The 26,091-nt window shown below is 62.6% G+C and carries 26 protein-coding genes; 12 read left to right on the forward strand and 14 right to left on the reverse strand.

Annotated features, from left to right (window positions below; translation table 11 throughout):
• Nucleotide 1 precedes the first annotated feature (1 nt).
• The 3 genes from V3587_RS04140 (at nt 2) to V3587_RS04150 (ending at nt 4,268) form a co-directional block, all read left to right on the forward strand.
• Nucleotides 2–1,519, forward strand: coding sequence for a 2-oxo acid dehydrogenase subunit E2 (locus tag V3587_RS04140; RefSeq protein WP_283376151.1), 1,518 nt, complete (start codon nt 2–4; stop codon nt 1,517–1,519).
• Nucleotides 1,520–1,525: 6 nt separating this feature from the next.
• Nucleotides 1,526–2,923 carry a dihydrolipoyl dehydrogenase gene (lpdA, locus tag V3587_RS04145; RefSeq protein WP_311093808.1) on the forward strand — a complete coding sequence of 466 codons (1,398 nt, stop codon included), beginning with the start codon at nt 1,526–1,528 and terminating at the stop codon, nt 2,921–2,923.
• A gap of 106 nt (nt 2,924–3,029) precedes the next feature.
• Nucleotides 3,030–4,268 (forward strand): helix-turn-helix domain-containing protein, encoded by a 1,239-nt coding sequence (locus V3587_RS04150; RefSeq protein ID WP_054781783.1) that lies wholly within the window; start codon nt 3,030–3,032, stop codon nt 4,266–4,268.
• A 10-nt stretch (nt 4,269–4,278) separates the two neighbouring features.
• On the opposite strand, the gene V3587_RS04155 is transcribed toward V3587_RS04150, so the two are convergent.
• Nucleotides 4,279–5,490: a low temperature requirement protein A gene (locus V3587_RS04155; RefSeq protein WP_193595030.1), complete on the reverse strand. Its 1,212-nt coding sequence runs from the start codon at nt 5,488–5,490 to the stop codon at nt 4,279–4,281.
• A gap of 192 nt (nt 5,491–5,682) precedes the next feature.
• On the opposite strand from V3587_RS04155, the gene V3587_RS04160 reads away from it, so the two are divergent.
• Nucleotides 5,683–5,907, forward strand: coding sequence for a flavin reductase (locus tag V3587_RS04160; RefSeq protein WP_230587458.1), 225 nt, complete (start codon nt 5,683–5,685; stop codon nt 5,905–5,907).
• Between the two features lie 11 nt (nt 5,908–5,918).
• Entirely contained in the window at nt 5,919–6,209 is a 291-nt protein-coding gene (locus V3587_RS04165) for a hypothetical protein (RefSeq protein WP_204855470.1), read from the forward strand.
• Between the two features lie 9 nt (nt 6,210–6,218).
• Here the strand turns inward: V3587_RS04165 and V3587_RS04170 are convergent, their stop codons facing one another.
• Entirely contained in the window at nt 6,219–8,636 is a 2,418-nt protein-coding gene (locus tag V3587_RS04170; protein ID WP_283376153.1) for a lysylphosphatidylglycerol synthase transmembrane domain-containing protein, read from the reverse strand.
• Between the two features lie 210 nt (nt 8,637–8,846).
• Between V3587_RS04170 and ppk2 the strand changes: the two genes are divergently transcribed.
• On the forward strand, nt 8,847–9,812 hold the full coding sequence (gene ppk2 / locus V3587_RS04175) for a polyphosphate kinase 2 (protein WP_003940295.1): 966 nt from the start codon (nt 8,847–8,849) through the stop codon (nt 9,810–9,812).
• 13 nt (nt 9,813–9,825) lie between these two features.
• Here the strand turns inward: ppk2 and mgrA are convergent, their stop codons facing one another.
• Nucleotides 9,826–10,857 (reverse strand): L-glyceraldehyde 3-phosphate reductase, encoded by a 1,032-nt coding sequence (gene mgrA / locus V3587_RS04180; RefSeq protein ID WP_042451484.1) that lies wholly within the window; start codon nt 10,855–10,857, stop codon nt 9,826–9,828.
• A gap of 324 nt (nt 10,858–11,181) precedes the next feature.
• On the opposite strand from mgrA, the gene V3587_RS04185 reads away from it, so the two are divergent.
• On the forward strand, nt 11,182–13,458 hold the full coding sequence (locus tag V3587_RS04185; RefSeq protein WP_042451182.1) for a SulP family inorganic anion transporter: 2,277 nt from the start codon (nt 11,182–11,184) through the stop codon (nt 13,456–13,458).
• Between the two features lie 5 nt (nt 13,459–13,463).
• Here V3587_RS04185 and V3587_RS04190 read toward each other — a convergent pair whose 3' ends face one another.
• From V3587_RS04190 to V3587_RS04200, 3 genes are read right to left on the reverse strand one after another with little or no spacing between them, the layout of a single operon-like run.
• Nucleotides 13,464–14,807 (reverse strand): sensor histidine kinase, encoded by a 1,344-nt coding sequence (locus V3587_RS04190; RefSeq protein WP_003939972.1) that lies wholly within the window; start codon nt 14,805–14,807, stop codon nt 13,464–13,466.
• Nucleotides 14,804–15,508, reverse strand: coding sequence for a response regulator transcription factor (locus V3587_RS04195; protein WP_003939853.1), 705 nt, complete (start codon nt 15,506–15,508; stop codon nt 14,804–14,806). The genes V3587_RS04190 and V3587_RS04195 overlap by 4 nt, the downstream gene beginning before the upstream one ends.
• Nucleotides 15,509–15,548: 40 nt before the next feature.
• The gene (locus V3587_RS04200) at nt 15,549–16,124 is read right to left on the reverse strand and encodes a TetR/AcrR family transcriptional regulator (RefSeq protein WP_007733449.1); all 576 of its coding nucleotides are present in this window, start codon (nt 16,122–16,124) and stop codon (nt 15,549–15,551) included.
• Nucleotides 16,125–16,213: 89 nt separating this feature from the next.
• Here V3587_RS04200 and V3587_RS04205 point away from each other — a divergent pair, with 89 nt between their 5' ends.
• Nucleotides 16,214–17,209, forward strand: a complete 996-nt coding sequence (locus tag V3587_RS04205; RefSeq protein ID WP_192712276.1) for an ABC transporter permease — start codon at nt 16,214–16,216, stop codon at nt 17,207–17,209.
• Here the strand turns inward: V3587_RS04205 and V3587_RS04210 are convergent.
• Nucleotides 17,206–17,583, reverse strand: a complete 378-nt coding sequence (locus V3587_RS04210) for a DUF952 domain-containing protein (protein ID WP_073512668.1) — start codon at nt 17,581–17,583, stop codon at nt 17,206–17,208. The genes V3587_RS04205 and V3587_RS04210 overlap by 4 nt on opposite strands.
• Before the next feature lie 76 nt (nt 17,584–17,659).
• Here V3587_RS04210 and V3587_RS04215 point away from each other — a divergent pair, with 76 nt between their 5' ends.
• Together V3587_RS04215 and V3587_RS04220 are read left to right on the forward strand one after the other, a co-directional pair.
• Nucleotides 17,660–18,247, forward strand: coding sequence for a TetR/AcrR family transcriptional regulator (locus tag V3587_RS04215; protein ID WP_042921655.1), 588 nt, complete (start codon nt 17,660–17,662; stop codon nt 18,245–18,247).
• 10 nt (nt 18,248–18,257) lie between these two features.
• The gene (locus V3587_RS04220; RefSeq protein WP_073512669.1) at nt 18,258–19,604 is read left to right on the forward strand and encodes a cryptochrome/photolyase family protein; all 1,347 of its coding nucleotides are present in this window, start codon (nt 18,258–18,260) and stop codon (nt 19,602–19,604) included.
• Nucleotides 19,605–19,608: 4 nt separating this feature from the next.
• Here the strand turns inward: V3587_RS04220 and V3587_RS04225 are convergent, their stop codons facing one another.
• The 3 genes from V3587_RS04225 to V3587_RS04235 all read right to left on the reverse strand — a co-directional run bounded on the left by V3587_RS04225 (nt 19,609) and on the right by V3587_RS04235 (nt 21,953).
• Nucleotides 19,609–19,977, reverse strand: coding sequence for a VOC family protein (locus V3587_RS04225; protein ID WP_003939994.1), 369 nt, complete (start codon nt 19,975–19,977; stop codon nt 19,609–19,611).
• A 156-nt stretch (nt 19,978–20,133) separates the two neighbouring features.
• Nucleotides 20,134–20,580, reverse strand: coding sequence for a hypothetical protein (locus V3587_RS04230; RefSeq protein ID WP_003939681.1), 447 nt, complete (start codon nt 20,578–20,580; stop codon nt 20,134–20,136).
• 134 nt (nt 20,581–20,714) lie between these two features.
• Nucleotides 20,715–21,953: an MFS transporter gene (locus V3587_RS04235; protein ID WP_283376154.1), complete on the reverse strand. Its 1,239-nt coding sequence runs from the start codon at nt 21,951–21,953 to the stop codon at nt 20,715–20,717.
• A 113-nt stretch (nt 21,954–22,066) separates the two neighbouring features.
• Between V3587_RS04235 and V3587_RS04240 the strand changes: the two genes are divergently transcribed.
• Nucleotides 22,067–22,657 carry a TetR/AcrR family transcriptional regulator gene (locus tag V3587_RS04240; protein ID WP_007733425.1) on the forward strand — a complete coding sequence of 197 codons (591 nt, stop codon included), beginning with the start codon at nt 22,067–22,069 and terminating at the stop codon, nt 22,655–22,657.
• On the opposite strand, the gene V3587_RS04245 is transcribed toward V3587_RS04240, so the two are convergent.
• Nucleotides 22,615–23,235 (reverse strand): GNAT family N-acetyltransferase, encoded by a 621-nt coding sequence (locus V3587_RS04245; RefSeq protein ID WP_042451481.1) that lies wholly within the window; start codon nt 23,233–23,235, stop codon nt 22,615–22,617. The two genes, V3587_RS04240 and V3587_RS04245, sit on opposite strands and share 43 nt — an antisense overlap.
• A gap of 57 nt (nt 23,236–23,292) precedes the next feature.
• Nucleotides 23,293–23,877, reverse strand: coding sequence for a TetR/AcrR family transcriptional regulator (locus V3587_RS04250; protein WP_030535389.1), 585 nt, complete (start codon nt 23,875–23,877; stop codon nt 23,293–23,295).
• 87 nt (nt 23,878–23,964) lie between these two features.
• Here V3587_RS04250 and V3587_RS04255 point away from each other — a divergent pair, with 87 nt between their 5' ends.
• Entirely contained in the window at nt 23,965–24,351 is a 387-nt protein-coding gene (locus V3587_RS04255) for a DUF1304 domain-containing protein (RefSeq protein WP_099698663.1), read from the forward strand.
• A gap of 7 nt (nt 24,352–24,358) precedes the next feature.
• Here the strand turns inward: V3587_RS04255 and V3587_RS04260 are convergent, their stop codons facing one another.
• On the reverse strand, nt 24,359–24,868 hold the full coding sequence (locus V3587_RS04260; RefSeq protein WP_256519732.1) for a hypothetical protein: 510 nt from the start codon (nt 24,866–24,868) through the stop codon (nt 24,359–24,361).
• Between the two features lie 301 nt (nt 24,869–25,169).
• Entirely contained in the window at nt 25,170–26,015 is an 846-nt protein-coding gene (locus V3587_RS04265; protein ID WP_020970454.1) for a mycofactocin-coupled SDR family oxidoreductase, read from the reverse strand.
• Nucleotides 26,016–26,091 lie beyond the last annotated feature (76 nt).

The raw sequence follows: 26,091 nt of genomic DNA on the forward strand, positions 1-26,091 counted from the left end.
CATGGCTGACATCAAAGCTATCGACATCCCCAAATGGGGGCTCTCCATGGAGGAGGGGTTGGTCAACGCCTGGCTCATCGGGGAAGGTGACTCGTTCACCAAGGGCCAGTTGATCTGTGAGATCGAGACCAGCAAGATCACCAACGAGCTCGAGGCGCCGTTCGACGGTGTTCTCCGCAAGATCGTCGGCACGCCTGGGCAGACTCTGCCCGTCGGCGCCGTGATCGGTGTATCCGCCGATGCGTCCGCGACGGATGCGGAGATCGAGCAGTTCCTCGCCGCCCGCGGCGCAACCGCGCCGGCGGAAGAGCCGGCACCGTCACCAGCTGCTGCGCCGGCGGCTCCCGTGACACCTGCGGCTACACCGGCTGCGAAGGTGGTTGTTGCACCGAAACCTGTACCAACCGGTTCCACCGTCGTACCGAGCGTTCTGCAAGGCACGACGCAGGACGATGTGTTTGCGAGTCCTCGCGCACTCCGACGTGCGGAATCGCTCGGAATCGATCTCGCCGCCGTAGTGGGTACCGGTCCCCTCGGGCGGATCAGTGTCCGCGACATCGACGACGCGATTCGTGACGCCGGTGGCACTGTTGCGCCGGTAGTGCCGGCCGCGAGATCCGGACTCCCGCTGCGATCGACCGCCGACGACAGTGCCGTGCCTGCCACCCCGGTCGCACGCAGAACTGCCCGATCACTGGGCGTCAACCTGCATGACTGTCGTCCGACGGGTTCGCGGGGGCGCGTCTGCGTCGCCGATGTGCACGACGCCGCTCGTTCCGCGCAGCTCCTGCCCGAGGCGGCGGCTGAGACCGAATCTGTTGCGGCCGAACCCGAGTACGACACAGTTCCTTTCACCCCCATGCGATCGGCAATCGCCGGTAGGTTGCAGGCGTCCAAGCAGCAGGCACCCCATTTCCGGCTCACCGCAGACCTCGAGCTCGATGCGCTCCTCGCTCTGCGCAAGGAGATCAATTCGACCGTCCCGGCGGTCAAGCTGTCGGTCAACGACTTCATCGTGAAGGCTTGCGCCGCTGCACTGATGAAGGTGCCGGACGTGAACGTCCAGTTCGATGCCGCGAACGAATCGGTTCTTCGATTCGCGTCGGCGGATGTCTCGGTGGCAGTTGCACTTCCGACCGGGCTGATCACGCCCATCGTGCGTAGCGCGAATACCAAGTCGTTGGCGGACATCTCGGGTGAGGTGCTCTCGTTGGCCACCAAGGCGAAGACCGGCAAACTTCGTCCCGAAGAATTCCAGGGCGGAACCTTCACGGTGTCCAACCTCGGCATGTTCGGGATCAAGGCATTCGACGCGATCATCAATCCGCCCCAGGGAGCGATCCTTGCCGTAGGTGCGGGGGAGAAGCGCGCGGTGGTGGTCGGTGACAGTGTTTCTGCCCGGACCGTGATGACCGTGACCCTCTCGTGCGATCACCGGGTTATCGACGGAGCCCTGGGTGCGACCTTCCTTCGGGAGCTCCAGCGCTTTGTCGCTTCTCCCGCGCTGATGTTGGTGTAAGGGGCTGTGGTGGAAAACAATACGTCGCATAAGTACGACGTTCTTGTCATCGGTGGCGGCCCCGGTGGTTACGTGGCGGCGATCCGGGCTGCCCAGTTGGGGTTGAGCGTCGCGCTGGTAGAACGTGATCGCCTCGGAGGTATCTGCCTCAACTGGGGTTGTATCCCCACCAAGGCGATGCTGCACGGCGCGGACGTTGCGCATACCTTGAGTGAACTCGACACATACGGATTCAGTTCGGCGTCTGTCCAGTTCGACATCTCGAAGTTGGTGTCGTTCAGCCGAGGGGTTTCGGAGAGGTTGTCCGGCGGTGTTGCCTATCTGATGAAGAAGAACGGCGTCGACGTCATCTCAGGCGCCGCGAAGTTGGTGGACAAAGGCGTCGTATCCGTGGGAGGACAGACGTATCGAGCCGACCACGTGATCATTGCAACCGGTGCCCGGCCGCGTTCGATTCCCGGCGTTGCCCCCGACGGTGATCGGGTATGGACCTACTTCGACGCGCTCGTCCCGAAGGAACTGCCGAAGTCGCTGCTCGTGATCGGGTCCGGCGCGATCGGAGTCGAATTCGCCAGCCTGTACGGCGATCTCGGAACCGAGGTGACCATCGTCGAGATGGCACCACACATCATGCCGGTCGAGGACGAAGAGATCTCGGCCTTCGTTCGCAAGCAGTTCGAGAAGCGTGGCATCACGATTCACACCGGAGCCTCGGTGTCGGCAGTGACCGTCGGCGACGACGCCGTCCAGGTGAATGTGCAGACGAGCGACGGTGTCGAGTCGTTGACCGTGGACCGGGTGTTGGTGGCGGCCGGAATCACCGGCAACGTCGAGGATCTGGGGTTGGAGGCTCTGGGCGTCGAGATCGAGCGCGGTGCGATCGTCACCGACCAGTGGTGCCGTACCAGCGCTTTCGGGATCTATGCGATCGGCGACGTCGCGGGCGCTCCATGTCTGGCGCACAAGGCAAGCCACGAAGCTGTCCTGTGCGTCGAAAAGTTGGCAGGCGTGCCCGACGTTCATCCGCTCGATCGCGACTACGTTCCGGGATGCACGTATGCCCGCCCACAGGTGGCGAGCCTGGGCCTGACGGAGAAGCAGTGCGCCGGTACTGGTCGCGCGCTGCGGGTCGGACACTTCGACCTGCAGGCGAACGGCAAGGCACTGGCGATCGGCGAGGCCGAAGGCTTCGTCAAGACGATCTTCGACGCCGATACCGGGGAACTTCTCGGCGCGCACATGGTCGGTCCGGATGTGACCGAGCAGATTCAGGGTTTCGGTATCGCTCGATCCCTCGAAGCCACCGGCGAGGATCTCGCCGAGGTCGTGTTTGCTCATCCGACGCTCTCGGAGGCAATGCACGAGTCTGTGCTCTCGGCGCTGGGGAGACCCCTCAACGCGTGAGCACCGTTCGCGTGCGTGAACGCCGTCCTTTCGTTCACGCACGCGAACAACTCTGCAACCGGGTGCAACGCTCGCTTTCGATGACCCCGTCACATAGGACTGGAGTGTGATCGGCGAAACGAATCGACTCGAACCGGCCCTGGCCAGTGGTGAAGACCCGGCGCAGTACGCACGTGTTCTCGAATCCGTGTACGAAGCAACGATGTCGGGACGCAAGCCGCCTGCGCGTCCGCGCTCCGTCATCGCGAATTCGTGGTCGCGTTTGCGTGCGCTCGGACTCGATCCGGACCGGTGCTCGATCACCGAGACGGGCCGCGAATCCGAGATCGAAGAAGGCAGACGCGCAGCCGGCATGGCGGAGATCTTCGACGAGGCGGTGCACGGTCTGGCACCACTCGTCGGCCCGGACGACGCGAATCTGATCGTGGTGGCGGACCGCTACGGACGTATCCTCTGGCGACACGGGTCCAGTCGAATGTTGGATCGGGCCGAACGGCTCGGGATGATCGAGGGTGCGTCGTGGACCGAGGAAGCTGTTGGTACCAACGGGATCGGCACTTCCTTGGCATCAGGTTCGGCAGTGCAGGTGTTCTCGGCCGAGCACTACTCGCGCTCGCAGCATCCGTGGACCTGCTCCGGGGCGACGGTTCGAGATCCGCGTAGTCGCCGGGCCATCGCCGTCGTGAACGTCGCCGGCGCAGCAGACACGGTCCACCCGTCGACTCTCGCTCTGGTGGACAGTGTGGCCAGGCTGGCGGAATCCGCACTGCGGGAGAAGCATCGAATCGGATTGGATCAGCTCCGGATGATCTCGGCATCGACGCTGGCTCGTGCGAGTCAGCCGACAGTGGTCGTGGACCGCAGTGGCTGGGTCGCGGCGGTGGACTCGATGGCGCCGATCTACAGAATCGCACTGCCGAAAGTGATGAGCAGCGGCGAGCATTGGCTCCCGTCGCTCGGACTATGTATGTGCGAGCCGCTTCCGGGTGGTTGGCTCGTCCGCCCTCAGATGGATCCGGCGTCCGGAACGGTTTGTGCAGAAGTCGAATTGGATGTGCAAGATCCGAATGCGATGGAATTGCGGTACTCCTCGGCAATGGGGAGCTGGAGTATCGACCTCAGCCCGCGCCATTCGCAGATCCTCGTGGCTCTGACACAGGCGCCCGAGGGCCTCACGGCCTCGCAGCTCGCCTCACAGTTGTTCGGCGATCCGCGCAAGACGGTGACCGTCCGGGCCGAGATGTCGAGGTTGCGTAAGCGATTGGCCGGAATCCTGTTGGCTCAGCCCTATCGCTTCGACCCGGCGGTGAGGGTAAAAACCGCCCCTACTGTGCGCCTTTATTAACCGCGGGGGGTTAATAAAGGCGCACAGCAGAGCGGCGCGAACGCCGCACCTGCGCGTACTCGTAGCCGTTCTGCCAGGTCACGGTGGCCACCAGCACCCAGATGATCCAGGTGGCGCTCATGTGCGTGCCGACGATGCCCATGACGATGGGGATGGCGGTGCACGGGAGCGCCCAGCCGAGCAGCCACCGTCGGTCCGATCGCGCGAACAGCCCTGCCACCAGGCTGATTCCGAAATAGACTGCGATGCTTCCGCACAACAACCACCGCAGGTTCGCGGGCGTGTGCTCCGCACCGTGTTCGGTTGCCGCTCCGAGCCCTGCGACCAGAACCGCGATAGCGCCGGTGGTGAAACAGTGCAGCGCCATGTCGATGCGAGCGGGAAACTTCTCGGCCTGCAGGTGCGGAACACCGGCGTGGCCGTAGAGAAGCGAGAGAGCCCACATGCCCGAGAGCAGGACAAACGATCCGACTGCGAGGCTGACCACCGTCGAGTCCCAGGTGAGCTTCGAGGCCGCAGAAATCACGAGGATCACACCCTCGCCCAGCACGATGATGACGTACAGGCCCAAGCGCTCGGCAAGGTGAGCCCGATCGGAGTGCAGGGCTTCGAGTTCGGGAATCCGGTCGTCCTTGAACCCCCGAACCTTGATGATGCGGTCGAGCTTTTCCTGCGCGTCTTCCATGATCGCGCTGCCGGAGACGACGAACATGATCAGCAGGTCGATGGTCACACCGGCGGTCCAGAGCCAGAACCGAGTTTCGCCCTCGAACCAGAACGAGACGATCCACGGGATCACACCGAGAGACATCTGGGCGATCGGCCAGTCCACGACTATCTGGCCGTTGTGCCACACCCGACTCGCCAGCAGACGTACGGCCACGTAGGCGACAGCGAAGGCCAGCGCATGGTTGTCGTGGATGCCGGCCACGGCCGCCATCATGACGGCCAGTCCGAACATGGCGATCAGCATGCTCGGGATCCGGACACGGTCACCGGCAACGTTGCCGTACATCGTGAACGTCGCCCACGCGGTCCAGAACGCGAGATAGAGCAACGCGTAGAGCGCGACATCCGACCACGACGGCGAACCGTGGAGCAGGTGAGCCAGCTGACCGATACCGGCAACCACGACGAGGTCGAAGAACAATTCGATCCATGACGCGTGTCGCTCGAGCACCGCCTTCTGCTTCGAGTCTGGTTCATTTCCGAGTTCCGACATACAGCTCAGTATCGGTTATCGGCATCAACAGTGCTGGTAGGCGGCGAAGTTGTCCGTTTTTTCGAAGTAGTGTTTATGCTGTCCGCGCTCACGCGCGCGCCGTCAGGGAGGGGCATGCGAAGGCGCAAGTCGACGCCGTCGACCACATGACAAAAAAGTACGCACAAGAGTTGGCAGACAAGGGCTGACATCGTGAATGTCCCACAGGGCAACCGGGCGTTGTGTTTTCGAGAAGCCATGGCGCACGTGTGCTCACCGAGACTGCCGGACGCTCCCATCTGGATCGTGTGCACTGTGGACGGTGGTGATCACAAGATCGTGACAGGATCGGTGGACGAGGTCGAGCACCGCGAGTCGAATCCACTGACCTACCACCGGCGTGTATTCGGTACGCACGCACCGACGTCAGTGCTCTAGGAAGGAGAGCCATGTATGTACTGGTGGACGACGGCCGCGTCAGCATCCACGATGTGGACAACCTGAAGGCCTTTCACGTCGAGGTGAGTGCCCACATCTCCGAAGCCGAACTGGACGAACTCTTGCGCCTTCAGGATTACGGATACGTCAGCGGTGGTAGTGCATTCATCTCGGTAGCCCGCGTTCGCGAGAGCACCACGGACGTCGAAGGTGTTGCCGCGATGGTCGACTACGCCCAGAGCAAAGGCTGGGTGGACGAGGACGGTGAAGCACTGCAGGCTCACGTCGTTCGCCAAAAGTAGCGGAACGGCTCAGACCATGTCGTTCTTCTGCAGCCACCGCAGTGTCGGCCAACCGCAGAACACCGGGAGCCAGCAGGTCAGCACTCGGTAGAGCAGGACCGACGGGACCGCGATGCTTGCCGGCAGTCCGAATGCGGACAGACCACCGATGAGGGCGGCCTCGACGGCTCCGACGCCACCCGGTGTCGGAGCCGCCGAGGCGAGCGTCCCACCGATCATCGTCACGATGGTGACGGTGATGAACGTCGTTCCGCCGCCGAATGCTTCGACGCTCGCCCACAGAGCCAGGGCGGCACCCAGAGTTGTTGCGGCGCTTCCGCCCACGATGATGAGGAAGCGCGTGGGATTTCGCGCGAGTTGGCTCAGTTCACCCAACACCTCGGTGATCTGAGGACGCAGATCGTCGCGCAGCCACCCACGGAGTTTCGGAATGAACATGAATGCACCGAGAACTCCGAGCGCTACGCCGCCCGCCAGGTACAGAACAGTGGATCCCGGGATGAAGTGCGAGAGGTTCGTATCACGTCCGGCGACGATCGAGAAGAAGATCAGCAAGCCGACGTGGGTGACCACCTGGACCGTCTGCTGCAGCGCGACTGCGGCCGTTGCACGGACGGTACCGAGCCCGCCCTTCTGCAGGAACCGCACGCTCAGCGCGAGCCCGCCGACTCCGGCCGGAGTTGTCGTCGCCGCAAAGGTGTTGGCCACCTGCATGATCAAGAGGTTGCGGTAACTGACCATCGACGACGCACAGGCCCACAGGGCCGCTGCCGCGCCGACGTACGTCAGTGCGGAGACGCCGAGGCCGAGCAGTGCCCACCACCAGTTGGCCGTCTTCAGCTCGGTGATGAACGCGGGGACCTGGCTGATGAAGGGGTAGGCGACGTAGACCAGACCGATGAGCAGAACGAGCTGGATCAGCTGGTTGCGACTGAATCGGGTGACCTGTGCGGGAGCGACCTTTTCGATCCCGTTCTTGGCACCGACCTCGTCTCGGATCTCGGTCATCAGTTTCGCGGAATCCGTGACCGTCCGCCGAATTCGGTTGGGCAATGCAGCGGTGGTCAATCGGCCGGAGGCGGCGAGAATCGTGTCTGCGCCTTGCGCTCGAATCGCGGCGTCCACCGCTGCATCGACCCCGAACAATGATGCGGTGGCGAAGAGAAGTTGTGCGTTGTCGGACTGCATCTGAACTTCGGTGGCGCCGAATTCGGAGTACGCGTACCCGCCGAAGAGGATGGTTCCGCCTTCGACACGAATCTCGGAAGCGCGCAGGTCGCCGTGCGCCATCTGGTGCACGTGAGCGGTATGCAATGTTTGCCACAGCAAGTCGATCAGTTTGGTGGATTCTTCCTCGCCCGCCTGGTTCTCGACGGCGACGGCAAGGGGGATGCCACGAGGACTCGGGCGCGCGTACATCTCCCACCCGCGATCGAGTACCGAGATTGCGACGGCCTTGGAACTGGCCAGACCGATGTCGGCGAACGCGATACCCATGAGCGCTCGGTGTTCGACGGCGCGACGAAGTGATCCGTAGGGCGGCGGAGTTTCACGGTTCCGGAACGAGATCCAACGGAACGTCTGTCGAATTGCTCCGCTGCTTCGCTGGTTCTGTCCGTACAACTCGACGACGAGTTCGTCGAAAGGTTCGTCGTCCGGTGCTTGGTCGATGGCTGCGGACATGACAAGAGGCCCGATTCCCGAGGGACTCACGACGCGGAACGCGGTGACGCGGTAACCGCGCCGCGCGAGTACGCGTACTGCCGAGTCCAACGGCACTTCGAGGGCAGGGGTGCCGACGGCGAGAACGATCACCGCGCCGATCAGGTAACCGACGGCGAGACCCAGCATCGATCGTGCGGGAACGATCGAGCTGACGATCAGATGGATGGGAGCGAAGAGCAGAAGCAGCGTCCACCAGGCTCGTCGCCACTTCTTCGGAAGCCACGGGCCCGAGACGGTGAGCACCGCCGCGAGCATCGCGATCCATCGCGGATCGTCGAGGAATTGCGACAGGAAGGTGGCGTCGAGTCGGTCCGGCACGTCGAGGTGCCATTTCGGTGCCGCCAGGCCTGTTCCGGTGAAGGACAGCGCGACACCGGCGCACAGGCCGGCGGCGGCGTATCCGGCCAGCAACTTCCACCGGCGCCCGACGATCAGGCCGATCAGGATGGCGAACGGTAGCGCCAGAATTGCGATGCCGTAGAGCAGGTACACAGTGTCTGACAGGCTCGGCGAGAGAACACCGACGATGTTGGACACTGACGTTTCGAGGGCGTCCCACTGACTTCGAGTGATCAGAGATCCCGCGATCACGCCGCCGAGCAGCACAGCAGCGATCGCAACCCGCATGATGTCGCTCGTACGGCGGTGCAGTGGTGGCAGGAGGCTTCCCGTTACCGGGATCTCCCGTCCGTCTACTCGCATCTCGCCAGAACTCTCTTCTCTCGGGGTTACCGACCGTCTCAGTTACCTCGATCAAGGTACCGCGTGAGGGTTCGGCGACTGGGAAGCCGGACCTGTCGTTACCTCCTCGATGCCAAGCAACATTCTCTTCGGACCCGCGGGAGCGGGCTTCGGCGCGTAAAATTCACTTTCCGGACGTTCGTTCATTTCGACGACAGGGAGTGCGTATTCATGAGCCCCGACGCCAGCGGTGTGGACGGTCGGGTTCCTGACCTGCCGACCCCGTCGACCAGAATTTCCGTCACCGAGGATTACGCGGCCGAGATCGACGAGCTGTCGAGTCTCAAGCACAAGCTCGGCGTGCTGGAGCCTTCGGAGTTCGCGGATGCCTGGAAGCAGGGTTACCCCTACGAGAAGAAGATGTCGCGCCGCGAGTACGAGCGGAAGAAGCGGCGTCTGCAGATCGAGCTGCTCAAGCTGCAGTTGTGGGTCAAGGAAACCGGTCAGAAGGTGCTCATCATCTTCGAAGGTCGCGATGCTGCCGGTAAGGGCGGGTCGATCAAGAGATTCACCGAGCATCTCAATCCCCGTGGAGCCCGCGTGGTCGCGCTCGAGAAGCCCACCGACATCGAGCGGACGCAGTGGTATTTCCAACGCTATGTCGCACACCTACCCAGCGGCGGCGAGATAGTGATGATGGACCGGTCCTGGTACAACCGCGCCGGCGTCGAACGAGTGATGGGTTACTGCACGCCGACGCAGTATCTCGAGTTCATGAGAGAGACCCCGGACTTCGAGCGGATGCTCGTCAACTCCGGGATTCATCTGCACAAGCTGTGGTTCTCGGTCAGCCGCGAAGAGCAGTTGGCGCGGTTCGCGGCCCGCCGAACGGACCCGGTGCGTCAGTGGAAGCTCTCACCGACCGATCTGGCTTCGCTCGACAAGTGGGACGACTACACCCAGGCCAAGGAAGCCATGTTCTTCTACACCGATACCGGGGATGCGCCCTGGACGGTGATCAAGAGCAACGACAAGAAGCGCGCTCGCCTCGAGGCGATGCGTCACGTGCTCGCCAGCTTCGACTATCCCAACAAGGATCACCGGGCTGTCGGTACTCCGGATCCCTTGATCGTCGGGCCGGCGTCGGCCGTATTCGAAGAGGGCGAGCACGTGAACGTGGAGTTGCCTCAGCTCTAGCGCAGGTGATCGCTCAGATCGAACTGGCCTCTGCCCACAGATTGATGCCGCTGTCCTTGGCGTGCTGATCTATGGAGGCCAGTTCGGCTGCGCTGAATTCGAGATTGTCGAGCGCGCCGACGTTGGCTTCGAGTTGGGCGACACTGGACGCACCGATCAGTACCGAGGTGACCCGCGAATCGCGGAGTGCCCAGCTCAGTGCCAGCTGAGCCAGCGACTGGCCGCGGTCTGCCGCGATGTCGTTGAGCGCGCGGATGTGGGTGAGAGCGTCGTCGGTCAACCACGACGGATCCAGTGACTTACCTTGAGCTGCACGGGAATCCTCGGGGACGCCGTTCAGATAGCGATCGGTGAGCATGCCTTGAGCGAGTGGTGAGAACGCGATGACGCCGACGCCGAGATCGTCGACAGCCGACAGCAGGTCCTGCTCTATCCAGCGGTTCAGCATCGAATAGCTCGGCTGGTGGATCAAGAGCGGAACCCCCGCAGCGGCGAGCAGTGCGGCGATTTCACGGGTGCGCTCCGGCGAGTACGAACTGATACCCGCGTACAGGGCCTTGCCCTGCTGGACAGCGCTGATCAGGGCGCCTGCGGTCTCGTCGATCGGAGTTTCGGCGTCAGGGCGATGGCTGTAGAAGATGTCGACATAGTCGACGCCGAGTCGTCCGAGCGACTGATCGAGGGAAGACAGCAAATACTTGCGGGAACCACCGAATCCGTAGGGGCCGGGCCACATGTCCCAGCCGGCTTTGGACGAGATGACCAATTCCTCGCGGTACGAAGAGAAATCCTCACGCAGGATCCTGCCGAAGTTCGTCTCGGCGCTTCCGTACGGGGGACCGTAGTTGTTCGCAAGATCGAAGTGGGTGATTCCGAGATCGAATGCCCGCCGCAGAACTGCGCGCTGGTTCTCGATCGGTACGTCGTCGCCGAAGTTGTGCCAGAGGCCCAGCGAGATGGCCGGGAGTTTGAGACCGCTCCGACCGGTTCGGCGGTACGGCATGGCTTCGTAGCGGTCCTGCGTGGCGACGTACTGATCGGACATGGTGCCTGCCTTCACATCGTTGTGTCTGCGGTTGAGCGTTCACTCCCGACCATTATCGCCGACGGCGCTCAGGTGTGCCGGCCGCTGGAGGTGTGTCAGTCAAAATGCTTGCGGTTTAAAGCAATTCGATCGATCTTTTGGACCGATGTTCAGGTTCGAGTCACAGTGCCGGGCGGCGGTGACGTCGACCACGTCTGGGCTCGCATCTAAGGGAACGGTAAGGAATCGCGGTTACCATGGTCACAGTCGATCGGCGATACCGATCGCCGATTCGCTTCGAACATGTTGCCCAGCAGCCGGATCCGGGGTCCGGCGAGGAGATCTATGTCGACGCAGTCCGTAGTGCACGCACAATCATCCGCTGACGAGAGCGTCGTGGGGGATTCGTCTCCGCCGGGTGGTGGAAGCCGGCGATATCTCGAGCAACTGATCAGATACGACGTGCCGGCGTCGCTGGTCGTATTCCTGGTGGCGCTTCCCCTGTCATTGGGAATTGCGATCGCCTCCGGGGCGCCGATCATGGCAGGTCTGATCGCCGCAATCGTCGGCGGAGTGGTGGCCGGAGCTGTGGGAGGTTCACCGCTGCAAGTCAGTGGTCCCGCAGCCGGCCTGACCGTGGTGGTCGCCGAACTGATCGGCAAGTTCGGGTGGAAAGTCACCTGCCTGATCACCGTCGGCGCCGGAATTCTGCAGATCGTGTTCGGGCTCAGCCGAATTGCCCGTGCGGCGCTGGCTATTGCTCCAGTGGTGGTGCATGCGATGCTCGCCGGTATCGGCATCACCATTGCGCTACAACAGGTTCACGTGTTGTTGGGTGGAAGCTCGGCCAGCTCGGCGCTGGACAATCTACGGCAGTTGCCCGCACAGATCGGTGCCTTGCATGTCGAGGACCTGATGATCGGACTCGTCGTCATCGCCACCCTTCTCGGGTGGCGCTATCTCCCTGCCGGTGTCCGCAAGGTTCCGGCGGCGTTGGTGGGCATCGTATTGGCAACTCTCGCTTCGCTGGCGCTGCCGATCGACGTCGAGCGTATTGCTCTCGACGGATCTTTGCTGGACTCGATCGGACTCCCCGCTCTGCCCGACGGCCAGTGGCTCGGCGTCGCAACCGGCATCCTGACCATCGCCCTGATCGCCAGTGTGGAGAGTCTGCTCTCGGCCGTGGCCGTGGACAAGATGCACTCGGGCCCGCGGTCGAACTTCGATCGCGAGATGCTCGGCCAGGGCACCGCGAACATGGTGTCCGGGGCCATCGGCGGCCTTCCGGTCACCGGGGTGATCGTGCGCAGTGCGACCAATGTCGAGGCCGGGGCGAAGTCCCGCGCGTCGTCGATCATGCACGGCCTGTGGATTCTGCTGTTCTCGGCTGCGCTCGCCGGGTTGGTCCAGCAGATTCCGAAGTCTGCACTGGCCGGACTGTTGATTGTCATCGGTATTCAACTGGTCAAGCTGGCGCACATTCGGTTGGCGCGACGGACCGGTGATCTGTGGGTGTACGGCATCACGGTGGTCGGCGTCGTGTTCTTGAATCTGCTCGAGGGCGTCCTGATCGGGTTGGCGCTGGCCATCGCCCTCCTGGTGTGGCGTGTCATCCGCGCAACTGTCACCGCAGAAGAGTTGGGCGACAACGATTCCGGGAAGTGGCGCGTCCTGGTCGAAGGCTCGTGCACCTTCCTGGTGCTGCCCAAGCTGACGTCGGTGCTCGCCGGACTCCCACCGCGGTCGGACGTCACCGTCGAGCTGTCTGTCGACTTCCTCGACCATGCCGTCTTCGACGTCATCGAAGAGTGGGCGAGGCAGTACGAGTTGGCAGGTGGTTCGGTGGTCATCGACGAAGTCGGCTCGGTGAGTATGGAGAGCGCGACCACCGGTCCGCCGAAGCGCGGCGCCGCAGTCACCGACCTGCGCGGCTTGCTCGCGCCGTGGGGCAGTTGGCAACCACAGGCTTCGGGGAGGAATCTGAGCAGCCCGCCGGCCTTGCGGCCCATTCTCGACGGGGTGTCCAACTATCATCGCCATCGCGCCGAAGCGATACGGCCGCACATGGATCAGTTGCGCGACGGGCAGAACCCCGACTCTCTTTTCCTTACCTGCGCAGATTCGCGAGTGGTGCCGAACATCATCACGAGCAGTGGCCCCGGTGACCTGTTCACCGTGCGCAATGTCGGAAACCTGGTTCCTGCCGGCGGCCGCGATACGTCGGTGGAAGCGGCACTGGCCTTCGGGATCGACGAGTTGGGTGTCAGCTCGGTGGTCGTGTGCGGACATTCGGGCTGCGGCGCGATGCAAGCACTCCTGACGAACGGTTCGTCGGAATCGGGAGTCGTCGGGGAATGGCTGCGGCATGCGGAGACGAGCTTGCAGGCCTATACGAGTGGCCATCCGGTCGCGCGTGCTGCGGCCGAGGCAGGTTTCTCGGAGGTCGATCAGCTCGGAATGGTCAATGTCGCAGTCCAATTGCAGACTCTCGAACGCCATCCTCTCGTCGGTCAGGCCCGTGTGGATGGTCGCCTGCGTATCGCCGGACTGTTCTTCGACATCGGCTCGGCTCGGGTCATCGAAGTGACAGCGTCAGGGATCGGCCAGTTGATCGAGACCTGAAGGGGCTATTCGGGTCCGGGCTGATCCCTGAGTTCGACCAGCAGGCGAGCCCCGCCGAGTGGACTGTCGTGAAATGTCGTCCGTCCGCCGTGCAGGGCCGCCTGCTGCGCCACCAGCGCCAGGCCCAAACCGGAGCCTGTCTTGCCTGCCGTCGATCCGCGAGTGAAGCGCTCGAACACGCTCGAGCGTTCCTCGGCCGGTATTCCGCAACCGTTGTCGTCGATCGTGATCGTGACGGTGTCCGGTGAATCTGCCGGGCGAGCGAGGGTGATGCGCACCGCGCTCGCGCCGCCGTGGCGGACTGCATTGGTGATCGCGTTGTCGAGGATCAACCGGATTCCGCCGGGAAGGGCCCGGATGCAATAGGGGAGTGGGGAATCCACCGTGACGACGCCGACGTCGAGCCCAGGATGATGTCGGCGTGCGTCGTCGGCAGCGATGTCGCAGACCTCGGTCAAATCGGTGTCCTTGAAATCCTCGGCCGTCGAGAGTTCACCCTTCGCCAGGCGCTCGAGGTCTCTCAGAGTTGACTCGACGCGGCCCTGCGCGCGGGCCAGATCTGTGAGGATCTCGCGTCTTTGTTCGTGATCGAGGTCGTGAATGGACAACACTTCGATGTCGGTTCGCATTGCTGTCAACGGAGTTCGGAGTTCGTGAGCCGAGGCGGACGCAAAATCTCGGGCGGCGGCAAGGGCGGAGTTGGTTGCGGCTTGCGCTCGAGCGACGTCGCTGAGCATCGATTCTGCTGCTGCGGCAAGCTCGTCCGCTTCACGGATTCCGGAAACCTCGGTGGCGAGATCGGGATCGCGCCTGGCGATCCGGCGGGTCAACTCCACGAGGGGGCGCACCGCCGGGCCACCGAACAACCATCCCAACGCAGCTGCGGCCGCTACGGCCCCGACGCCGAAGAACGCAACCTGTCGCTGTTGGTCGACTGTGATGTCTCGCGCTTCGGCATAGGGAACCGCCAGCGAGACAAGGGCATTGATCCCGTCGGCCTCGGCGGTATATGCCCGGTACTTCGTACCGTCCACGTCGACGGTCGCCGAGCCGACCGGTAGTTCGGGCAGTCGCGTCGGGGTACTGGATTTGACGGTTCCGTCGGTGTCGGAGCGGATGGTCACGGAAAAGGCGCCGCCGTCTCCGAACGCGCCGAGAAAAGGTCCCGCTGTAGCCGCATTGGCCACGATGACCGTCGATGCCGTCTCCAATCGACGGTCCAACTGCGCCAAATTGTTTCGTGCGATAGCCAGTGCAACGACCACACCGAGTGCGATGACGATGAACGTCGCCCCCAGTGCCGCGGCCGCGGCAACGCGAGTTCGTAGTGAGAAGCGGCGACGCTTCACGGGTTCTCCCGAAGCACGAACCCGACGCCGCGAACGGTATGCAGCAGACGAGGTGAACCGCCGGATTCGAACTTTCGACGCAGATAGCCGATGAAGACGTCCACGACGTTCGTGTCGGCGACGAAGTCGTAGCCCCACACCAGTTCGAGGAGACGTTCGCGAGTGAGCACGATGCCGGAATTGTGTGCGAGCACTTCGAGTAGCTCGAATTCGCGTTTGGTGAGCGGTACTTCCTTGCCGTCGACACGAACCCGGCGACCGGAGAGATCGATGTCGAGGTTTCCGACCCGCAGGGTATTCGTACCCTCGGAGTGATCGCCGGCCGGAGTGTTGCTGCGACGGAGCATTGCGCGGATCCGGGCAACCAGTTCGGCAAGAACAAACGGTTTGACCATGTAGTCGTCTGCACCGGATTCGAGCCCGGCGATGCGATCGTCGACCGAGTTGCGCGCACTGAGCACGCAGATCGGGATTTCGTTGCCGGCGGCACGAAGCGCCGTCACCACACCGGTGCCGTCGAGCACCGGCATGTTGATGTCGAGGACTACCGCGTCCGGTCGCTTGTCGGAGATCACTCGGAGCGCGTCGGCGCCGTCCACCGCCGTCAGTACGGTGAATCCCGAGAGCCGCAATCCGCGTTCGAGTGAGGTCAGGACGTCTGCGTCGTCGTCGACTACGAGGATTTTCGGTATCTCGGTCACAGCCCCATTGTGCCTTGCCTGGTACGTCGGGTTTCGCCGATCAGACCGGCAAGTCGGTACCGTCCGGACGCAGACCGGCCATGAACACCGCGACCAACCGCGGGACCAGGTTCGGCATGGCCTCGTCGGACAACTCGATTTGCGGGCGCGTCAGTTTGGCCAGAGCCATGACGAATTCGAGCGGTTGCAGATCGGCGCGAACCAGTCCGGCGCTCTGAGCGGCGCCGATCGTCGCGGTCATCTTCGTTTTCGTCACCTCACGCACCGCCAGAACTTCGGGCGCCAGCTCGGTGAAACTGCGTTCCACCAGTGCAGGAATGAGCGCACCCAGGCGCAGTTCCACGAGGCGGTCCACCAGCGTGTGCCACGCGTTTATCGGATCGGTGGACATTGCCGTGAGTGCGATGTCGGCAGCCTCGCGGACATCGGTCAGTGTTGCGACGGCGACGGCGGTCACGAGGTCCTCGCGCGTCGGAAAGTTTCGATACAGCGTGGCGATGCCCACTTTCGCGAGTTCTGCGACTGCATCGAGCGGCGCGTCGTGCCCGCGTTCGGTGAACACCGCTCGTGCGGCGTCGACTATTGCGTTTCTGCGTTCACGTGCATCGGCTCGCACATCCACCTCCGGTATTGACAGTTCATCATAACCGGAGGAATATCTTCCACAAATAGTGGAGGAAAAACTTCCACTTAGGGAGGGTAGTTATGAACGCCGAAGTCGAAGCACGGGACCGCAAGAAGTTGGTGGCTGTGGTGTTGGGCTTGTCCGCCGTGATCGGGCTGATGCTGCTTGCCTTCGTGCTGCCCTCGGTCAACAGTGGCCCGCACGAACTGAAGTTGGGCATCACCGGTCCAGCTGCGGCAACCGAACAGATCAGCACCTCGCTCGAGGCGAGTAAGCAAGGCGCCTTCGATACTCGAGAATTCGCCGACGCCGACGCCCTGCGTGACGCGATTCGGAATCGCGACGTGGTCGGCGGAATCGCCGTTGATGCCAACGGTCCTCACGTGTTGATCGCGACTGCAGGCGGAACCCCGATCGCCCAGACCCTGACCGGGGTGGCCAACGGCCTCTCGGAGGCCTCGGGGGCAAAGGTTCCCGTCGAAGACGTTGTGCCGTTGACGGCGGACGACCCGACTTGTGCTGGGCTCACGGCATTGGCCTTGCCTCTGGTGTTCGGTGGAATCATGCCTGCTGTTGTTCTCGTGCAGCTGTTTCCGCGCAGCATTGTCAAGCGAGTGTTGGGCGCTGCCGGCGTCGCGGTGGTCGCGGGTTTTGCACTGACTGCCATTCTGCAGTTCGGCACCAACAGTCTTGACGGAAACTACCTGCTCACCGCGCTCACACTCGCCGTTGGTATTTCGGCCATCTCGCTTCCCATTTTGGGGCTCGAATCCCTGCTCGGGATGAAGGGGTTCGCTTTGGGCGCCGTCACGATGATGTTCATCGGAAACCCACTCTCGGGGATGGCGACAACTGCCGCGTGGTTGCCCGCGGGTTGGGGCGCTTTGGGGCAGCTGCTCCCACCCGGCGCCGCAGGAGCATCCGTCCGTTCGATGGCGTTCTTCGACGGCCATGGCGCCACCACGCCACTTCTGGTGCTGGTGTGCTGGATTGCCGTCGGGATCGCGCTGTGCGTGGCTGCCGGTCGGAAGAAGGCGTCGACCCCCGTGGTCGAACCCGAGGCTGCGCTGGTCTAGTCGGTGCGGCTTGCGTACGGGGTCAGGTCGGGAATCGGCCAGACCCCGTCAACGCGTTCCATGGCCAGTTCGGCGACCACGGTGTCCTCGTCCATCGGTAGAGGTCGGAGGATTCGGGGCTTTCCCGCCTCCCATTCGACGTCGATGCCTGCGGAGGTCAGGGCGTCCTGATCGATGACGGCGACGACCAGTGGCAATGTGAGGTCGCCGAACACCAGATCGAGCACCGAAGCGAGTGCGTCCGGGTTCGTTGCGCGAATGAATCCTGCCTCGTCGTAACTGATTCCGCGCGTCGAGACCTCGTACTCACCGAAACGCTTGCATGCTTCCCAGTCGTCGGCGATAGCGACGTGGACGAGTCGTTGTCCGGTCATGCAGTGCTCCTGTAGTATTCGAATTAATGAAACGTCAACGTAGCATTAATTTACCGGCACGGTAACAGGGGACTTGATGGAGCAACCGCGCAGACGTGGGAGAACCAGTGACGCCGAGCGCGCCGAACGACGCAACGAGATTCTCGACGTCGCTGTCGACTCGTTTCGAGATGTCGGGTTCGCCCGAACTACCATCGAGGGCATTGCCACGGTGGCCGGCGTCGCCAAGCGCACCGTGTACAGCTACTTCGGCGACAAGTCTGCGGTCTTTGCAGCTGCGGTTGCGCGTCAGCACGCGTACGTCGACGATGCCGGCGAGGGCCAGTCCGACCTGCTCGCCGCTGCAGTGGACATCGTCATCGCCCTGCACAGCGACAACTCGATTGCGCTGCACCGCATGATGATCGGCGAGGCCGTGCAGTTCCCTGAATTGGCCGCAGCGTTCTACGAATCCGGCCCGGCCAAGTCGATTGCCTTTCTGGAGAAGATTTTGATCGATCAGCACGGCCAGAAGGCTGCGCTGTGCGCGGATCAGTTGTACACCTTGCTGCTCGGGGAGGAGCACCGGCGGCGACTGCTCGGGCTCACCTCCGAACCGACAGCCGAAAGAGCGGCGCAACTGGCGGCCCGCGCGGTGGGATGCGTTCTGAGATCTGATCGGTAGGCTCGACTGGGTGAGTAACTCTGTGATCTGGTTTCGACGCGATCTGAGGGTCGGTGATCTTCCGACTCTGACTGCAGCGGCGGATGCCGGCGGACAGACGTTGGGTTTGTTCGTCCTCGACGAGAAGTTGCTCGGACCGGCAGGCTCACCCCGCCAGAATCAACTGTTCGCCAACTTGTCGGCACTCGACAACCAGCTCGACGGACGATTGATGGTTGTTCGAGGTGATCCGGCAGACGTGGTGCCCCGCGTGGCGGAATCCGTTGGCGCCGAAGAAGTTCACATCAGTGGCGACTACGGGCCCTACGGCCGACGGCGCGACGCGGCCGTGGCCGAGAAGGTGGAGTTGATCGCCACCGGGTCACCATATGCCGTGGCGCCCGGACGCGTCACCAAGGCGGACGGTGATCCGTACAAGGTGTTCACGCCGTACTTCCGTCAGTGGATGGAACATGGTTGGCGGGGCCCCGCGTCGACCGATGCGGGGACGGTCCGTTGGTTCGATCCGAGCGAGAAGGACGGTGGCCCGCGCCGGGTGAGTATCCCCGCGCAGTCCGGCACCGTCAGCGATGTCGTCGGTGAGGCCGGTGCGCTCGAACAGTGGAAAGAATACTGCGAGAACGATCTTGACCGGTACGACGACGAACGAAATCGACCCGACCTCGACACCACGAGTCGGATGTCGATCCCGCTCAAGTACGGCACGATTCATCCGAGAACCATGTTGGCAGATCTCTCCAAGCGACTCGGAGACGGCGCTCAGGCGTACCGTCGCCAGCTTGCTTGGCGAGACTTCTACGCAGACATCCTGTTTCAGCGCCCCGACAGCGCGCGGAAGAACTACGACGACAAGTTCGACCGTTTACGTCACGACGGGGGAGTCGACGCAGACGCCGCCTTCACGGCCTGGTGTGAAGGCAAGACCGGCTTCCCGATCGTGGATGCCGGTATGCGGCAACTCGCCGCCGAGAACTGGATGCACAATCGGGTCCGAATGATCGTCGCGTCATTCCTGGTGAAGGACCTGCACATTCCGTGGTGGCGCGGCGCACGGTACTTCATGTCGCAACTGGTGGACGGTGACTTGGCCTCCAATCAGCACGGGTGGCAGTGGACTGCCGGGTCGGGTACGGATGCTTCGCCCTTCTTCCGCGTCTTCAACCCGATCACGCAAGGGGAGAAGTTCGATCCCGACGGCACATACGTCCGTCGGTGGGTCCCCGAACTTCGCGATGTTCCCGGGAAGGCCGTCCACTCGTTGAAGGCGATGCGCCCAGTCGACTACCCGGACCCGATAGTCGATCACGCGCACGAGCGTGAGGAGGCCTTGCGCCGGTACGGCGAGATCAAAGGCTGAGTGCTCAGTGATCTGCGGGCGCTACGCGGACGCGGTTTCCGTCCAGATCTGAAATGACAAACGTCAGACCGAAGACATCTTCGTTGGGTTCTTCGACGACCTCGACTCCCTTGGCCACCCACTCGTCGTGGATCGCCCGAATTTCGTTGCTCCCGCCGTCGACCAAGATGCCGACTTCGAAATTGCGCGGTGTCGCGGGATCGAGGTCGCGGGACTTGCCGCTCCACAGTGCAAGGACCACACCGCCGCCGAGGTCGAAGGTCATGTACCGAGGGCTGAGGACCTCAGGCTTCGCGTCGAACAATTCGCCGTAGAACGCTGCTGCGGAGGCGGCATCGCTGACGTAGATCAGAAACTGGTTGGGTAGTCGCACTGTGGTTTTCCCTCTCCCGTTGATGTTCGGGCCACCGGCAGCGGGGCGTGTGCCTGGTCGTGCGGGGCTGCGTTCAACAATCCCCGCGCGCCGGACGAATGTCCAAGAACAAGTGCGTCTGAGAGGCAGATGGATTACTTATGACGACTGCTGCAGTCACACCGCACTGAGGTGGTACCCGACGCTCAGGTTCGGGTAGTAGCCGTCGATGTAGCTCGAGATGAAGTAGTGATCAGGGTCGGTGGTGCGAGTTCCGTCGGTGTCGAACTGCGGATAGTCGTTGGCCATGAAGACTGCTTGTCCGCCGTCGGGAGTGGAATAGACGACGTCGACCGTCAGGCCGCGCGGGTCCTGGTTGTATGCCGTGACGATCTCGGTCTCGTGAGGCGCGAGCGACTGGCGTGGGCTCTGCATCCACTGTCCGTAGGGGTTGTCGGCGCCTTCGAGATGAATTGTCTGTTCGGTGTCGTTGCTGATCGTCATCGTGATGCTGTTGCCGGTTGTGGGAAGGGTTCCGGCACTGGCGATTCCGCTCAATCCCAACGTGAGGGCGCCGGCGGCCAGAGCTGTGATTGCGGCAACTACGTAGCGTGGGTTCGTCATCGTCGGTGTCCTTTGTCCGGGTGAGCGTTCGGTTGGCTCTCTCGAAGACAACTATGTCGGAGCAGATCGATGTCGTATGTCCACTCCCCGGACCCTGTGCAGGCGGAACGGTGTGTCCACCGATCGGGGGACACCTACTCCGACACCGAGACGGCTTCGACCTTTCGCTCGCCGGTGACCAGCAGTCCGATCAGTGCGGCCGCCGCGAGCACCATGACGAGTGCTCCGTAACCACGCGTCGTATCCACCAATCCGACCTTGCCGACCAGGTAGCCGGCCAGCAAGGCGGGAAGACTGTTGGCCAGATATGCGATGACGTAGACGGTGGACAACAAACCCGCGCGTTCGTGGTTCTCGGCCAGCGGCATGACGGTGAGGATAGTTCCTTGGAATCCTGCTCCGAAGCCGATACCTGCAACAGCCGTACCGACCAGAATCAATACGGCAGAGGATGTTTCAGCACCGATGAGTGTGACGGCCACCCCGAGCACCAAGGCGGTGGTTCCGATCAGCATCACGGTCCGGCCGCCGAGTTTGCGGAAGGTGAGCACTGCTGCCGCTCCGAATCCTGTCAGTGTTGCGACCATGATGGCACCGATGAGGGAGCTGTGAACGTCAAGTGCGTTGCGCGCCAATGCAGGTCCGAGTGAGAGGTAGAAACCTCCCAGTGCCCAGACCGCGATCAGGCACGGTGCGGTCAGGGCAATCATCGTGCGCGCCTGACGAGGAACGGCCAGTGTGGTGCGCAGGGACTGCCAGGCTCCCGGGCGTCCGCCCGAAGTCTCGGGAGCGGCCCATACTCCGAAGATCTCGAGAATGACAAGCACGAGAAGGACCAGGTAGACAGTGCTGGTGGGACGGGGCAGGTGCTCGCTGATGAGGCTCGAACCCACTGCTCCGACTGCAAGCCCCATCGTCGGAGCGACGCTGTTGATGATCGATCCTCGGCCCGGAGTGCGTTCGAGGTCGATCAATGCCGAACCCAGAGCACTGATTGCAGCGCCGGTGGCAACACCCTGTACGACCCGGGCGATGAGCAGGATGGTCAAACCGTCGGCCGAGGCGAACAGCGCGAGCGAGACTGCCTCGAGCGCGAGTGCTCCGAGCAGGACCGGGCGCCTGCCGATGTGATCGGACAGGGATCCGGCGGTCAGGAGCGTGGCGAGCAATGCGAGAGCGTAGATGCCGAACACAAGCGTCGACGCGAGCGAGGAGAATCCCCACAACTGTTGATAATGCTCGTACAACGGTGTCGGGGTCGCGGATGCGCCCAGGAACGTGGCGATGATGACGGCGATGAGTGTGAAAGCGACGCCTCGCCCAAGGCGTGGGCGTGAAGTGCTCTCGGTCTGTGGTGAAACGGTCGTTGTCATTGTCGTAGCGCTTCCCGTGCGGGTGGTGAAGACTTCAAACGCAAATACTTTGCGTTTGGGACGCTACGCCTGGCCGTAGCCTAATGCAACATCTTTGCGTTAGTATTGGATTTATGAGTCCGTCCGCAGGTCCGCGCCCCGGTGGCCGTAGTGCGCGCATCCAACAGGCCGTGCATGCGTCGGCGCGCAAGTTGTTGGAACAGCGTGATCGAGCCGAGATCACGGTGCCGATGATCGCGACCGATGCGGGAGTGACCCCGTCGACCATCTATCGGCGGTGGGGTGACATCAACGAAGTCTTTGCCGACGTCTCGATCGAGAGATTGCGCCCGGACGCCGACCCGCGTGAAACGGGCTCGCTCCGAGGGGATCTGACGATTTGGGCGCAGGAGTACCTCGAGGAGATGTCTGCGCCTGTCGGTCGTGCTTCGTTGCGTGACGTGTTGATGAGCGACGATCAGACGCATGCACCGGACGGTACGAAGAAGTTCAAGTGTGCCTTCTTCTGTCGGACGCAGATCGACGTGATCCTCGCGCGTTGGCCGGAAGCTGCCGGCGTGGATGGTGATTCGGTGGTCGACCATGTAGTGGCGCCGATCATCTACCGAATTCTGTTCGACCTCGAACCGGTCGTGCCGCAGCGAGTTGCGGAATTGGTGGATCAGACGCTTGCCCTCGCGGCGCGAGTCGTTGCCGAAGGCTGATCGCTACGTAGTCGGGCGTGGACGTGCATGTCGTGCCAGCCGTCGGCGTGCCTGGCGGAGCTTCGTCGAACACCTTCTTCGCTGAACCCTGCTTTGGTGGCGACTCGGCACGATCGTGGGTTGTGGATCGAGTGCTCGAGTTCCAGTCGATGAAACCCCGCTTCGCGGAATGCCCACTCGGACAGTGCGGTTACAGCCTGGGTGCACAGTCCGCGGCCGCGCGCCGCTGGGGTCACCCAATACGCGAGCTCGGCAGTGCCGTCCCACAAATTCACCCCCTTTGCTGCGATTCGACCGAGGAGTTCATTTGTCTCGGGAGCGGCGATCGCCCAATGGCATTCGGATTCGCTTGCCCACCCGTCTCTCCACTGGGTGAGCCAACCCCGTGCTTCGTCGATCGAGTCGGCGCGGCGGATGTGCCAACGCTGAATCGACGGATCGCGAAAGGCTTCCATGACGGCCGGTGCGTCGTCGCGGGTCCAGGGTCGGAGAATCGCGAAAGTCCCGACGTGGATCGAGGGTTGGTCCATTCCCCGGAGATATCCAGCGGCGATAGCGGGCGTGGTCAACTTGGGCACGTGAAGCATCATCGCCTACCCGCCTGATGGCGGGCAATGGCGTGAGCTTTCCGGTCATTATCCCTGCCACTCTGCGTTCAGTCGGCGCGCAGATTCCAGAGTTGCGATGGCCTCTTCGGTGTCAACTCGTGCGAGTACCAATGCACTTACCGTGCAGGAGAGAAGGATTCGAGTGCGATCTGAGAGCGTGGCGTCTGTCTCGGTTGGAAACGCGGCGTGTAATCCACTGTTGATCGCGTCGGCGAGTTCTCGGCGGTACGCGCGGATCACTGCGGCCGCCGCATCGTCGTGCGCGCCGAGTCCGGCAGCCGTATTGAGAAGTAGGCAACCGCGCCGAGGCGAGTCGGCGGTCATGGTGCCGATTGCTTGCGCAAGCGAGGAAAGGTAGTCGTCGACTGCGTCTGCCCCGGGATTTGTCGTGAGGCTGCGCAGACGTGGCCGGATGACATGGTCGAGGTACATCTGCACGGCGGCGTCGAACAATCCGCGCTTGTTGGTGAACGAGTTGTAGAGACTTGACCGACTCAGCCCCGTCGCGGATTCGAGGTCGCCGAGTGAGGCACCTTCGTATCCGCGTGCCCAGAAAACGTCCAAAGCGGCAGCGACCACGGCTGTTGTGTCGAATTCTTGTGATCTGCCCATCAAAGCCTCGCTCTTTCTGTATCGTTCGGTCCAGTATATATTGGACCGAACGATACAGAATTCACTCGAAGCAACAGGAGTTCACCGATGAACGTCGCCGGCTACATCTTTGCGGGACTGGCCGCAGCAGTGCACGTGTACATTTTTGTCCTCGAATCGATTCTCTGGACGGCCCCGAAGACCCGCGCCACGTTCGGCGTGAAGTCCGAGGAAGAGGCGATCGCCACGCAGCCGCTCGCCTTCAACCAGGGCTTTTACAATCTTTTCTTGGCGATCGTGTCGGCGGTCGGCATCGTGATTGCGGCGACCGGCTCCGCGTCGGTCGGAATTGCCCTCGTACTGGCAGGCACAGGATCGATGGTTGCCGCGGGATTGGTGCTGATTCTCTCGTCTCCCGACAAAGCCCGCGCAGCCGTCGTACAGATGCTTTTCCCAGCTATTGCCGTTGTTCTGCTGGTAATCCACCTGCTTTGAGTGGTCTCTATCCGCCGCCGAGCACCAGTGATTCGATCAACGCAAAAGCCCCGTTGAGTGCTCCGCAATCGAAGGCTTCGGCCAGGGCGTAACCGATGACAAGTTCGTCGGTGCTCGGCGTGCTCGACCAGACTGCGTCGGTCTGTCTGGGATCGGATTCCTCGTTCTTGGAGAAGTGCCCGATCCGCAATCCGTCGCGGGTGAATGCACTGTTCGCGTAGTTGACTGGGGCGAAGTTCAAACTCACGCCGTCGACGAGTGCCGAGACAGAGTACGAGCGACGGGACAGAAACCCTTTGCCGACAGTGAGTTCGACTTCGTCGCCACCGACAGTGAAGAACAAGTCGGCGGCGGCGCGCGTTCCGATGGGTGTGCCTTCACGGCGCGGGGCATCGACTCGACGCGTCAACAGAGCGTGTGAGTTGCCGTTTCGGACGTCGACGACCCCCGTGTCGACATCGAACGAGATCTCGACTTTTCCGTGAATCGGGTCCATTACGGCGTATTTGACCGTCACTGTGCCTACCCCCTGTAAGTGTGAACTCGGGTCAATAATACGTGGTGGGAGCGTTGCCCAGTATGCCCGAATCCAAAAAAATAGTGCCGAATGACGCGCGTTTGCGGCCAAATGCTTCTACGCTGGGTCTTGGGTTTGTTGCGCATCCCACAACGGTTTTTCCCACACCAGACGAGGAGCGCCTATGAGGTTGTCGACTACTTGTTCTGTTGCTACGAAGGCTTGATCAAGCCGGAATTGCCTCTGCCGGATGGTGCTCGAGACCCATCCGGCAGAGGCAATTCTGCATCAGTTCGGGCCTTCAGCCGCCGGCGAATTTTTCCGAGGTGCCGAGATCGATCGGCAACGCGATGCCGGTGATCCCGCGCCCGGCCGGCCCCACCAGATAGAACACCGCATCCGCAATCACTTCGGGGTCGACCCACGGGTGGGGCAGCAGATTCAGCTTCGACATGATCGGAGCGGTATCGGCGAGGACAGGATTCTCCAAGTCTGGACGGAACGCACGAACCATCGGTTCGTTGTCGATCATCGTCGTTCGCACATTGCCCGGGTGTACGGAGTTGACTCGGATGTCTGCCCAGCCGAGTTCGTTGGCCAGAGACTTCGCCAACCCCCGAACGGCGTGCTTGGACGCGGAGTAATGTGCAATCCCCGGCACGCCTCGAAGCCCGGCCATCGAGCTGATCAACACAATGGATCCACCTCGATTGCCGTTCATGATGTGCGGAATCGACACCTTGGTCGTCAACCAGACGCCGGTGACGTTGATGTCCATCAGCTCGCGGAACTCTTCGGCGCTCAGGTCCCAGGACAATTTCGCCGACGCCGCGATTCCCGCGTTGGCGATCACGATGTCCAGTCGGCCGAGTTTCTCGACTCCGGCGTCGACCGCTGATTTCAGGGCATCGAGGTCGCGAGTGTCCGCGACGGATGCGACGATACGCCGGCCCTGAGCTTCGACCAGGGCGACGGTCTGGGCGAGGTCGGCTTCGGTGGCCATGTCGTACCCCGCCGTTGCGACCGGCGCGCAGAGATCCACCGCGATGATGTCCGCGCCCTCGGACGCGAGCTTGACGGCATGCGCGCGCCCTTGACCACGCGCCGCTCCGGTGATGAATGCGACCTGACCGTCCAAATTGCCCATCGAACTTCCCCTGTCCGTGTGAATCGCCGAAACTGGAACGTGTTCATACTGCTACGTCCGGAGGCAGAGGGACAGG

The organism is Rhodococcus sp. IEGM 1306 (assembly GCF_036541985.1).
Classification (GTDB): Bacteria; Actinomycetota; Actinomycetes; order Mycobacteriales; family Mycobacteriaceae; genus Rhodococcus_F; species Rhodococcus_F qingshengii.